Consider the following 11,540-nt stretch of genomic DNA (forward strand, 5'->3'; position numbering starts at 1 on the left):
TATATTATACCACATTTGAAAGCACAAGGGAGGACACACATGAACCATTTAGAGATAGAGTACAAGACTCTACTCACCAAAGACGAGTACAATCGTTTAGCGATGCTTTTCTCCCATGTGACACCTGTTACGCAAACAAACTACTACATCGACACTCCTCAGAGTGACATGAGAAATAAAAAGTTGTCTTTGCGTATTAGGACACTTCCCACTCATGGTGAGCTGACCTTGAAAATCCCTGAAAAAGTCGGGAACATGGAGTACAACGTTACCATGGATTGTGCGGATGCTAAGGCTTTGACTAAGTCGCTGGACTTTCCTGATTGTCAAATCAAATCCATTCTTTTAGAACGTGGGGTTAAACTAGAGGACCTAACCATCCTCGGACATTTGACCACAACTCGTCGCGAGTACCAGACCAACATCGGCCTCATGGCTCTTGATGTCAATGTCTATGCTGATAAGAAAGATTACGAGCTTGAACTAGAAGTTTCGGATGCTGAGAAAGGTAAAGACGACTTTGATGCCTTTCTTAAAGAAAATAACATTGACTTTAAGTACGCCAAGAGTAAGGTTGCACGCTTTGTAGCTACCCTCAAACGAGACAAAGACTAAAATTTAGACAAGGAGTTGGCTCCTTGTTTTTTTATTTTAAACACATGCAGCTTCAAATACCACAAGTATTTAGAACTTCAGAGGATAATAGATTTCTCTAAAAACGCATACAAAGGAATTTTATCTAACAAAGGTTCGGTATTTTTCACTAATATCACACTTTGAAGGCTGAAATTTCTGCTTCTTTTTGCTAAAATAGAACTATCTGTAGTTTTATTACAATAGCCCTAACTGGGCTTAGCATCTTATTTTTTTAAAGGAGTCACCATCGTCATGGTACATCAAAAAGCAAACCCACAATTGAAATTGTTCTCGCTCAGCTCAAACCCAGAAATTGCTGAAAAAATTGCTGAGGCTACTGGATTGCCACTTGGTAAAGTATCTTCACGTCAATTTTCTGACGGTGAAATCATGATCAACATTGAAGAGTCTGTTCGTGGGGACGATATCTATATCATCCAATCTACTAGCAACCCTGTTAACGACCACCTTTGGGAATTGCTCATCATGATTGATGCCTGCAAACGTGCCAGTGCTAACTCTGTCAACGTTGTTATGCCTTACTTTGGTTATGCACGTCAAGACCGTATCGCTGCGTCACGTGAACCAATCACTGCTAAATTGATTGCCAATATGCTAGTTAAAGCTGGTGTCAATCGTCTCTTGACGCTTGACCTTCACGCTGTCCAAGTTCAAGGATTCTTCGATATCCCAGTAGATAACCTCTTCACAATGCCTTTGTTTGCTGAATACTACAACAAAAAAGGATTCACAGGAAGTGATGTTGTCGTTGTTAGCCCTAAAAACTCGGGTGTTAAACGTGCTCGTAGCTTGGCGGACTACCTTGATGCACCAATCGCTATCATTGACTACGCCCAAGATGATTCAGAACGTGAAGAAGGCTACATCATCGGTGAGGTTGAAGGAAAAACAGCAATCTTGGTTGATGATATCCTTAATACTGGTAAAACGTTTGCTGAAGCTGCTAAAATCCTTGAACGTGGTGGCGTTAAAGACATCTATGCAGTAGCTAGTCACGGTCTCTTTGCAGGAGGTGCTGCAGAAGTCCTCAACGCTGCCCCAATTAAAGAAATCTTGGTGACAGATTCAGTTGCAACTAAAGAAAAAGTTCCTACAAACGTTAAATACATTTCAGCAAGTAAGCTAATCGCTAACGCTACTACTCGTATTTTCGAACGTCAACCACTTAGCCCACTCTTTGCTTACACTGCAAACGAGGACTAAGCTATGGTTTATTTGGACAATGCAGCAACAACTCCTTTAAATACTGCTGCTATTTCAGCTATGACACATGTCATGACTGAAACCTTTGGAAATCCATCCAGCCTCCATGCTTACGGTCGACAGGCTTCTAAGGAACTTCGTGAAGCCCGTGAAGAAATGGCCAAATACTTTGAAGTCCCTGCTCGTAAGCTTATTTTCACTTCTGGTGGGACTGAAGGAAACAATACAGCTATCAAAGGTTACGCCCTAGCCAATCAATCTAAAGGTAAGCACCTGATTACAACTGCTATTGAACACCACTCTGTCCTTCACACCATGGCCTACTTGGAAGAGCGTTTTGGTTTTGAAGTAACCTATATTCAACCAAAAAATCAAGTCATTACTGCCCAACAAATCGCTGATGCCTTACGTGACGATACCATTCTAGTTTCTGTTATGTATGCCAATAATGAGACTGGCCAATTACTTCCTATTAAGGAAATTGGTGACTTGCTTGCCAATCACCAAGCTGCCTTTCACGTCGATGCCGTTCAGGTAGCAGGAAAGCTTCCTATTCACCCAGAGGAACTTGGAGCCGATTTTCTCTCTATTAGTGCCCATAAATTCCACGGACCTAAAGGTGTCGGCTTGCTCTACCATAACGATTTGCATTTTGACAACCTACTTCACGGTGGTGAGCAAGAAGAAAAACGCCGTGCCAGTACTGAAAACCTGGTCGGGATTGCAGGTATGACCGCAGCTTACAAACAAGCTAGCGACCACTACCAAGACAATTACCAGCATGTTGAAAAGATTCGTCAGGCCTTTCTAGATTCCCTTACCATTCCTTATGAAATCAATGGTGGAGGACCTAGCCTACCTCACGTCATCAACATCAGTTTTCCTGATAAGGAAAACGGCCCTCTCTTAACCTTGTTAGACCTAGCAGGCTTTGCTGTCTCAACGGGTTCTGCTTGTACTGCTGGAACTGTTGATCCAAGTCATGTCATCCAGGCCCTCTATGGCAAGGATTCTGACAAGCTAAAAACAGCCATTCGCATTAGTTTATCAGAGGAAAATACCGCTGAAGAACTCCAGGCCCTAGCAGAAAAACTTAATCAAATCATAGGAGACTAACATGGCATTTGAAAAAAGCATTCATTTGACTGACTGTAAGTACCGTTACACCATCAGTCCTAATGTCAAAAAATTCACTCTACGTGATACGACTTTTGTGCAAAATAAAATCGGAAACTACGAGTTGCACCGCCTTCTCGAAAAAGTACCTAACTCAGGCGAAGGTTTCCCACTCAAAATCACTATTAACAAAGACTTGACAGGCTTCAAATTGTCTATCACAGACAAATCTGGCCTTCGTAACGTTAATATCTTTAAAAATGAAGATCATCACATCTTGCAAGAAAAATTCTACTTCTTGATGCAGAGTTTGGTTGATCGTAACGTTTTCGAGCAAGAAGAAGTCTAAGTTTTTTCTTACTACATAGAAATAGCCTATCCATGTGATAGGTTTTTTATATCGCCTCATCTACACTATTTTGTTGCAATCTTCACAAACTTTTCTTAAAATATAGGAGAATCATACTAATTAAAGAAAGGAAAGCGATCAATGACATTTGAGAAAAACATCCCAAACGCCACTGCCAAACGTCTCTCTCTCTACTATCGTATTTTCAAACGATTCCATCGTGAAAATATCGATAAAGCAAGCTCTAAACAAATTGCTGAAGCGATTGGGATTGACCCTGCTACTGTTCGTCGTGACTTCTCCTATTTTGGTGAGCTAGGTCGCCGTGGTTTTGGTTATGACGTAAACAAGCTGATGACATTTTTCGCTGAACTCCTAAATGACAATGCGACTACCAAGGTACTCCTCGTAGGTGTTGGGAATGTTGGGCGTGCCCTCCTCCACTACCGTTTTCAAGAGCGTAACCGCATGCAGCTGGTCATGGCTTTTGATACAGATGATAATGAATTGGTTGGAACTCAAACCGAGGACAAGATTCCTATCTATGGTATTTCCCAGATTAAGGACAAGATTGCCCAAGAAGATATCAAAACAGCCATCCTGACAGTGCCATCAATTAAGGCTCAGGAGGTGGCTGATCTTTTGGTTGATGCCGGAATTGAAGGCATTCTCTGCTTCTCTCCAGTTAACCTCAATCTTCCACGCCATGTGGTGGTCCAATATGTAGACTTGACTAGCGAACTACAAACCCTACTCTATTTCATGAAAGAAGAAGAAAAATCAAGGAGAAACAATGACTAAACCAATTATCGGAATCACTGCCAATGTAAGGCCTAATCCAGCCCATGAAGACATCAACTGGTCCTATGCCCCATCTGGCTTTGTAGAAGGAGTTCAAAGAGCCGGTGGCCTAGCAATCCTACTACCAGTATCCGATCCTTCGGAAGCCAAGACCTACATCTCCATGATTGATAAGCTTATCCTGATCGGTGGGCAAAACGTTGACCCTAAATTCTACAACGAAGAGAACCATGCCAGTGAAGATGACTTCTTCCTCGAACGGGATATCTTTGAAATGGCACTCATCGAGGAAGCCACTAAGCAGAAGAAACCCATCTTTTCAATCTGTCGCGGTACCCAACTCATGAATGTCGCACTAGGTGGTAGCCTCCATCAAGATATTGAGCATCACTGGCAGGACAAGCCATCTGATTACCTCTACCATGAGATGATTGTTGATGAGAACAGTAAGTTGGCAGAAATCTACGGAAGTGAAACCTCTATCAACTCCTTCCACCATCAAAGTATCAAACACTTGGCCTCTGACCTTCGTGTCATTGCGCGTGATCCTGAGGACAACACAGTCGAAGCTGTTGAGTCAAATAGTCCAGACCTTCGCTTTCTTGGTGTACAGTGGCACCCAGAGCTTCTCCTAGACAAACGTGAAGAAGACCTCAAACTCTTTGAATACGTCGTTAACGAACTTTAAAAGCAACTGAGACTGCACTCAGTTGCTTTTTCTTGTCTTTATTCCATCGGCTCAATCTAAAGCTCAAAATCCTCCCTCTCCTCACGAAAGGAATAATAGGTCGATTTGCCAACAATCAGATGATCAAGCAGACAAATCCCTAAGTCATCACAGGACCGCTTAATCTTTTGAGTAAAATCAATATCATTACGACTAGGATAGGCTTCCCCCGAAGGATGATTGTGAACCACAATCAAAGACGTTGCCATCAGATGACAGGCATAATGTAAAATCTCACGTGGCTCAGCAATCGAACGACGGACCCCACCAATAAAAACCGTCTTTTGCTGAATAATACGGTTCTGCGTATCCAAATAGATAGCCACCAGATGCTCCTGAGGCTTGTCCCCAATATCCAACATCATACGACGAGCCACCTGCTGACTGGACATAATCTGCTCAGAACGAGACAACTCAGCCTTCTCAATCCGCTTAGCCAACTCCACCATAGCCTTGAGCTCAATAGACTTCACACGCCCAATACCAGGAATCTCCTGAAGCTCATTCAAGGACAAACGAGACAAATCCGCCAAACTCGTCATCCCTTTCAAAATACGATTGGCCATAGATAAGACCGACTCAGACTTGGTCCCTGTCCGCAGCACTATCGCCAACAGCTCCTGGTCCGATAAAACCTCTGCTCCCTTCTGCAAGAGTCGCTCACGAGGCAAAAGCCCCGCCTCCTCAGATACAATACTATACATAAGAAAAACCTCCTACTTACCTATTCGTAAGTGGGAGGGGAAGTTAAACAGCTGAAGATTTTTTTAAACCTAACTTCTTTAACAAGGCTTTTCGATATGCTGAAAATTTACTCTTTAAGGTCAGTGGTTCTGCCACCTGTGACATTTCAATAAGATGAATCTTATACCGTTCTGCAAAAGATATTTCCTCTGAAGTAATAATACGATAATCAATTCCTACATCCCAGGCTTTTCGATAGAAAAGATAAGGGAGAGTATTTTCGTCAAAGTCATAGAAAATATGCTCATCCTTTAGAATAATGTTTTCCAGAAAATCTTTTGACAGCCACATAAAACCTTGAAAAACATGAAGCGAATGATTGATTACTTTTTGACATTCGTTAGTTAATTTAACTGTCTGTTCTTGATTTAAGGCACCAATTGCATCGGTCCAATAAAGTTCTTTTGACAAATCAGCAAAAACAAGTCCAACCTCTGGAAAATGATCAAAGATTGATACTACCTTCTCTTCATCTGAAAGCATATCCACTAGAGCATGTCTTGTAGTTTCATCAACAAGTTTGCCCTCATTTCCAAAGTCTTCTGTGTGAAAATGCCCAACAAAGTCATACTCGCTAAGCTGAGATGCCAAGGATACTAAGGCATGGTAATGATTATCAAATCTTTGAGAGACTAGCTGAAATCTATCTTTATCAAAGCTATTTAATAAGGTGTTCTCAACGATATTTTTATCCAAATGGCTTGATAAAGTGAAATAATAAAAGGCAGATAACTTTTTATCAGAGAAAACTTTTAGTCTCTCAAGGTCACTAATATGTACATGGATAGCCGAATGATAGCCTTTCCCACTTACCGAATGAAATGAGGGTTCGATGATTTTTTCATCTAAAATGACTAAGCTATCTGGCGAATGGTAGCTGTTAAGATGGGACTTAATTAGTGCTACTGGATATGCCGATAGCTTAGTAATATAGTCTAAAAGTAGTCTTCCCTTTTTTTCATTGTCAGTAAATGCTTTTAGTTTAATGAACGGTACCTTATGTTCAAGTGTACTTATCGGTCTATAGTAAGAAAAATCAGGGTGAATTAAGTCTTCTGCCTCTGCATCAATAGTATTAAAGACAGCATCATAACGATACCCCGCCTCAAGAAGAACACTAGTAACCCTAGTTTCATAATTATCAATAACATCTTGAACATCGGTAAAAGTCTTTATAGAAGTCCAAAATTGTTGAAAGGTTTCTGAATCGACAACATGTTTTTTGAAAGATATAAAATAACTTTGCAGATGCTCATCGAAATATTTGGTCTTTCTAAAATTCGTCATCCCCCAAAAATCAACATTCTGTCGTTGTTCAAATCCTTCAACTATGTTAGACAAATCCCAAAGAGGACCAAAGCAAGTATCATTCATGAGTGTAACCGAATCGAAGTCTGTTAAATGTTCGAATCCAACATGAGCCATACCATCTCTCCAAGCTGCAAAATCAAAGCCCAGATTCTCTCTCTGGATAACTTCATCTATGCCAAGCTCTTTGAGAGTTAATGTTGCCGATTCCGTTAGTTGACTATTTGAAATCACAATAAGTTTAGAAAAAAGTGGTCGAAGTTGCTCCAATTGGTAGAGCACATGACCACTTAATTCGTCGTACTTATTATAATGAACATACAATAAGAGACGTTTCATTTATTCTTGAATCTCCCATTTTCCATTTCTCTGAACCATACCAGTTGCAGAATCTTTAGCAGACTTATCATCATCTTCAATATCAGTTCGATTCAAGAGAATAACTGGTGAGTTATCTGAATCAGCAAAAGCAATCATCTGATCGTCCTTATCTCGAACAGAAACCTGAAGCTTAAGCTTAATGTTATTAAGATGGGCAAGACTACATTTATATGTGAGTGTTTTTCTTCCAGAACCACTCGTTTTATTGTCCATGGAATTGTCATTATAAATCCAGATACCACGGTCAATATCTGTCAATGAAAAGGCAATATAGGTCTCAATATCCTCATTGACATCATATGAAATCTCAAATGAAATATCTTGATCAGGACTGATAATATTATCATTCAAGAGTTTTACTTGTAAATCAGTGATTTTAGGATTTTCAACAACAACGTCATCGTTTGAAACCTTTTGACCAGCAGCATTATCAAAGCTATATTGGTTAGCAACTTCATCTGGGTCACCTACAACTTTGACTAAACCATGTTCAATTAAAACTGCTTTATTACAGTATTTTTTAACTGCTGACATGTCATGGGTAACTAAGATAGTTGTCTTTCCAGATTGCTTACGTTCCATGAAATAGTCATTACACTTACGTTGGAAGGCCTCGTCACCTACGGCTAAGACTTCATCCAAGATAAGAATATCACCTTGAGCCTTGATAGCAACTGAAAAGGCTAGACGAACCTGCATACCACTTGAGTAGTTCTTCAACTTTTGATTCATGAAATCATGAAGTTCAGCAAAGTCTACAATGTCATCATACATGGCATCTACTTCTTCTGTTGAAAAACCAAGCATGGCACCATTCATATAGACATTCTCACGACCAGTTAATTCCGGATTAAACCCAACCCCAAGCTCAATGAAAGATACCAGCTTACCATCAATGGTAACCTTACCTTTTTCTGGGACATAAATCTCAGAAATAATTTTTAGAAGTGTTGATTTACCAGAACCATTACGTCCAACAATTCCATAGAAATCACCCTTTTCAACTTCAAATGAAATATCTTTTAAGACATGTTGTTCAGTATACCCTTTAATTCCTTTAAAGCGATTGACTAGAGTCGTTCTCAAACTCTGACTCGCCTCAGTTGGTAATTTAAAATACTTACTTACATGATCTACTTTTACAGCAATATTATTTGACATTATAGAATCTCCGCAAATCGTTTCGCATTTCGATTAAAGACAAGGAAACCAATGATAAAAATCACTACAGGAATCGCATAAGGAACAAAAGCAATCAACTTATTGTTAATAATATCCCATCCTCTTGGGTTAACTGGGTCAATGATAAAATGACGCATATCCTGTAAAATCTGGGCAATCGGATTAAGCATCATAATCTTTGCAACAAACTCTTGATTTCTTTGAAGAAGGTAAGTGATGGAATAGATAATTGGGCTCGCATACATACCAGCTTGAAGTACTACTTCCCAAACTGGACCAATATCACGGTATTTAACAAAGAGTGCTGATAGAATAAAAGCAACTCCCATTGCCATCAATAGCACCTCAATAAAGAGAGGAATGATAACCAAAGTATTGAAACCAATCGGAACATGGTTAATCAAGGCAAATACGAAAACAACCACTAGGTTAATCAAGAAATTAATCGCTGCTCCTAGCACAGATGAGATAACGATTGTTTGCTTTGGAAAGTTAAGCTTACGTAAGAGATCCCCTCGTGAAACAATGGAAAGCATCCCCATATTGGTAGCCTCTGTAAAGAAGCCCCAAAAGATCATAGCCAAAAGCAAGCCTACTGCATAGTGTGGTGTCCCATCATCAAATCTCAAGAAACGAACAAAGACAAGGTACATAATTGTAAACATCATCAAAGGTTTCAAAATAGACCAAAGATAACCAATGAAAGAACCTTGATAACGCAATTTAAAATCCGTTTTAATCAGTTCCTTAAGTAAAATCCTATTTTTCTGACTAAAGAAATTCATTTAGTCCTCCTTATACATGAATTTTGTCAAAATCAAACTCGTAAATACAAAGGTATGAAAAGCCCTGTTTTTACGATAACCATATGTTTTCAAACGATGATAACGCTCTCTTAACCCTTGATCCATAATAGTCACAAAGTTTTCAACCAACTCCCTACTTTTAGTATCCAGTGGCAAAGAAAGAAGGTTTTCTGCCTGACTCTGACTAGCCTTGATCAACTTCCAGTATTTATTAAATAAAGTCTGAGGTCGAATCCAATTCTGCATACGTTTCCGAAGAGTTCTAGCACCTAAAACATTATCTGCGTGCTGACGGTAAAGCTCTGTTGGCTGATCAATATAGACCAGATGACCAAATGCTGAAGCAAGCAAACCTAAATACCAGTCATGCATCAGAAGCTCATTAGGTTCCTCGCCAGTCCATAATTCGGCTAGAGCATGATTAATTAGCGACACACCTCCAGTAACGGTGTTTTCTGTCATTTCTTGAACCAACTTAGTATTAGCATGGTCAGATTGAGTACGAATCATACTCTCATGAAGCACCTCTAAATCTTGGTTCACAACCTTTAAATCCGTGTATACCAAAAGTGGTTTATCAGATGGGTATCTACTCGCTTCCTCAAGCTGAAGAGATAGCTTCTCAGGTAACCAAGTATCATCCTGGTCCGAGAAAAGATAGTAGTCAGATTCTTGATACTTCAAAAGCGTAAAGAAACTCTTTATTACACCTAAATTTTCAGTTTGATCAGGATTGATAAAAGTAATGCGATCATCTTGTAAAGCGAAACGTTTGATAATCTCTCTCGTTTTATCTTTAGATCCATCATCACGAATTAACAAGGTCCAATCCGTATAAGTCTGTTGCTGAATACTCTCTATTTGCTCTGCTAAAAAATTCTCGCCATTATAAGTAGACATGAGAATAGTTACTTTCATGATAAAAATAGCTCCTCGTATTCACCCACGATTTTTTCCCAGGTGTAATTTTCTTTCATATTTGCTTTAGCAGCATTTCCCAAGTCCTCAAATGACACTTGACCATCTACAGAATCGATAAGCTGAGACAAATTCCCATCCTCTTTATTCCAATACAAGGCAGTCTCTTGAGCAACCTGATGGTTAAAGTCTACATTATAGATAAGGTTGAGGTCCGTTTGAGCCAAGGCCTCTAATAAGCCCGGATTCGTTCCACCTACTTCGTGTCCATGAATATAAGCAAAGGCTTGGTTGCGAATATACTTAAGCAAATCCTGATCATAGACAGTACCCACAAACTTCACACGTTTATCTTTATCAAATCCTGTAATCTGTCGTAGTTCATCAAAGTAAGCATTTCCTTCATGATTACAGATAATAACAAGATCACGCTCTGTAGAGGACTTCATAAATTCACGAATCGCAGTTTCGTAATTGTTTTCAGGAACAAATCGACCCAATATCAAATAGTAATCTTTTTCTTGAGTCTGCCATTTCTGATACCAATCTCGAACAGGGTCATCCTCAGTAGTCAAAGTCGTCTTAGATAAATCAGTTCCATAAGCAATGAAAGTCGTGCTAGCCCACGGATAGGTATTTTGAATATAGGTCTCAATACCTCGGTTATCAGAAATAATTAAGTTCGCATACTTTGTCATCTCTTTTTCAGAGTATTTGAGATAGCTTTGAACAGGTTTAGACCACTTAGCACGTTTCCATTCCAAACCGTCAGGATTGACTAGCAAAATCCCACCAACGGACTGAATTTTCTTGGCAAAATGAACAATGAAGGCACCAATGGTGTTTCCTAAAATATAGAAAATTGGGGATTGAATTCCCTCTTTTTTAATAAGTTTCAAGCTATAATTGATAGCCATCATATCGTAAGCTATGACACGCGCAGGACCTAGCTTTGGAGGATTGACCGTAAAACAATCCGCACCCTTATAGTCAAAATGGTTGCCAGTACTTTCGTCAGATAAGCAAGCCACGTGATAACGTATAGCAGGTGATACCTTATGAGAAATCAATTTTTCAACAAATGTCTCGAAACCACCATATTGAGCAGGCAAACCTCTACTACCTATGATAAAAATATCCTTCAAAGTTTACCTCCATTCGTCACATCTCTCAAATACACAGAATTATACATAGTAGCTTTTATTATACCATTTTGGAAGGTATTTTGCATGATTGGACAGAAAGAGTAAAGCAAAAAGGCCCTTCGAAAATGAACTGCACCCCAAAAGTTAGACAGAAAAAATCTAACTTTTGGGGTGTTTTTATTATGAAATTGACTTATGAAGAT

General features: G+C 39.4%; 12 protein-coding genes. 6 read left to right on the top strand and 6 right to left on the bottom strand.

Annotated features, from left to right (window positions below; all coding sequences use genetic code 11):
- Window positions 1–39: 39 nt before the first annotated feature.
- The 6 genes from H7U04_RS06615 (at window position 40) to H7U04_RS06640 (ending at window position 4,814) form a co-directional block, all read left to right on the top strand.
- Window positions 40–615, top strand: coding sequence for a CYTH domain-containing protein (locus tag H7U04_RS06615; RefSeq protein ID WP_002886838.1), 576 nt, complete (start codon window positions 40–42; stop codon window positions 613–615).
- Window positions 616–888: 273 nt separating this feature from the next.
- On the top strand, window positions 889–1,860 hold the full coding sequence (locus H7U04_RS06620; protein ID WP_002886837.1) for a ribose-phosphate diphosphokinase: 972 nt from the start codon (window positions 889–891) through the stop codon (window positions 1,858–1,860).
- A gap of 3 nt (window positions 1,861–1,863) precedes the next feature.
- A complete protein-coding gene (locus H7U04_RS06625) occupies window positions 1,864–2,976 on the top strand; it encodes a cysteine desulfurase family protein (RefSeq protein ID WP_060971829.1) in 1,113 nt (370 codons plus the stop codon).
- A 1-nt stretch (window position 2,977) separates the two neighbouring features.
- Window positions 2,978–3,325: a DUF1831 domain-containing protein gene (locus tag H7U04_RS06630; RefSeq protein ID WP_002884733.1), complete on the top strand. Its 348-nt coding sequence runs from the start codon at window positions 2,978–2,980 to the stop codon at window positions 3,323–3,325.
- 141 nt (window positions 3,326–3,466) lie between these two features.
- Window positions 3,467–4,126, top strand: a complete 660-nt coding sequence (locus H7U04_RS06635; protein WP_014632810.1) for a redox-sensing transcriptional repressor Rex — start codon at window positions 3,467–3,469, stop codon at window positions 4,124–4,126.
- A complete protein-coding gene (locus tag H7U04_RS06640; protein WP_014634832.1) occupies window positions 4,119–4,814 on the top strand; it encodes a gamma-glutamyl-gamma-aminobutyrate hydrolase family protein in 696 nt (231 codons plus the stop codon). Before H7U04_RS06635 ends, H7U04_RS06640 begins: the two co-directional genes overlap by 8 nt.
- Before the next feature lie 56 nt (window positions 4,815–4,870).
- Here H7U04_RS06640 and radC read toward each other — a convergent pair whose 3' ends face one another.
- Genes radC through cps2T form a run of 6 tightly spaced genes read right to left on the bottom strand, consistent with a single transcriptional unit; the run spans window position 4,871 to window position 11,337 of the window.
- The gene (gene radC / locus H7U04_RS06645; RefSeq protein WP_049554136.1) at window positions 4,871–5,557 is read right to left on the bottom strand and encodes a RadC family protein; all 687 of its coding nucleotides are present in this window, start codon (window positions 5,555–5,557) and stop codon (window positions 4,871–4,873) included.
- A gap of 43 nt (window positions 5,558–5,600) precedes the next feature.
- Window positions 5,601–7,244 carry a rhamnan synthesis F family protein gene (locus H7U04_RS06650; RefSeq protein ID WP_049554135.1) on the bottom strand — a complete coding sequence of 548 codons (1,644 nt, stop codon included), beginning with the start codon at window positions 7,242–7,244 and terminating at the stop codon, window positions 5,601–5,603.
- A complete protein-coding gene (locus H7U04_RS06655) occupies window positions 7,245–8,447 on the bottom strand; it encodes a polysaccharide ABC transporter ATP-binding protein (protein WP_060971826.1) in 1,203 nt (400 codons plus the stop codon).
- A complete protein-coding gene (locus H7U04_RS06660; protein WP_049554133.1) occupies window positions 8,447–9,253 on the bottom strand; it encodes an ABC transporter permease in 807 nt (268 codons plus the stop codon). Before H7U04_RS06660 ends, H7U04_RS06655 begins: the two co-directional genes overlap by 1 nt.
- Complete coding sequence (locus H7U04_RS06665; RefSeq protein WP_049554132.1) at window positions 9,254–10,192, bottom strand: glycosyltransferase family 2 protein; 939 nt, start codon at window positions 10,190–10,192, stop codon at window positions 9,254–9,256. It lies immediately after the preceding gene.
- Window positions 10,189–11,337 (bottom strand): beta 1-4 rhamnosyltransferase Cps2T, encoded by a 1,149-nt coding sequence (gene cps2T / locus H7U04_RS06670; RefSeq protein WP_060971825.1) that lies wholly within the window; start codon window positions 11,335–11,337, stop codon window positions 10,189–10,191. The genes H7U04_RS06665 and cps2T overlap by 4 nt, the downstream gene beginning before the upstream one ends.
- Window positions 11,338–11,540 lie beyond the last annotated feature (203 nt).

The sequence above is a fragment of the Streptococcus sp. 22.1 genome, from assembly GCF_016648645.1.
In the GTDB taxonomy this organism is placed as follows: Bacteria; Bacillota; Bacilli; order Lactobacillales; family Streptococcaceae; genus Streptococcus.

Excerpts from the sequence above, each read along its gene's own strand:
- H7U04_RS06615 (WP_002886838.1), top strand. The coding sequence starts at position 40 with ATGAACCATTTAGAGATAGAGTACAAGACTCTACTCACCAAAGACGAG.
- H7U04_RS06620 (WP_002886837.1), top strand. The coding sequence starts at position 889 with ATGGTACATCAAAAAGCAAACCCACAATTGAAATTGTTCTCGCTCAGC.
- H7U04_RS06625 (WP_060971829.1), top strand. The coding sequence starts at position 1,864 with ATGGTTTATTTGGACAATGCAGCAACAACTCCTTTAAATACTGCTGCT.
- H7U04_RS06630 (WP_002884733.1), top strand. The coding sequence starts at position 2,978 with ATGGCATTTGAAAAAAGCATTCATTTGACTGACTGTAAGTACCGTTAC.
- H7U04_RS06635 (WP_014632810.1), top strand. The coding sequence starts at position 3,467 with ATGACATTTGAGAAAAACATCCCAAACGCCACTGCCAAACGTCTCTCT.
- H7U04_RS06640 (WP_014634832.1), top strand. The coding sequence starts at position 4,119 with ATGACTAAACCAATTATCGGAATCACTGCCAATGTAAGGCCTAATCCA.
- radC (WP_049554136.1), bottom strand. The coding sequence starts at position 5,557 with ATGTATAGTATTGTATCTGAGGAGGCGGGGCTTTTGCCTCGTGAGCGA.
- H7U04_RS06650 (WP_049554135.1), bottom strand. The coding sequence starts at position 7,244 with ATGAAACGTCTCTTATTGTATGTTCATTATAATAAGTACGACGAATTA.
- H7U04_RS06655 (WP_060971826.1), bottom strand. The coding sequence starts at position 8,447 with ATGTCAAATAATATTGCTGTAAAAGTAGATCATGTAAGTAAGTATTTT.
- H7U04_RS06660 (WP_049554133.1), bottom strand. The coding sequence starts at position 9,253 with ATGAATTTCTTTAGTCAGAAAAATAGGATTTTACTTAAGGAACTGATT.
- H7U04_RS06665 (WP_049554132.1), bottom strand. The coding sequence starts at position 10,192 with ATGAAAGTAACTATTCTCATGTCTACTTATAATGGCGAGAATTTTTTA.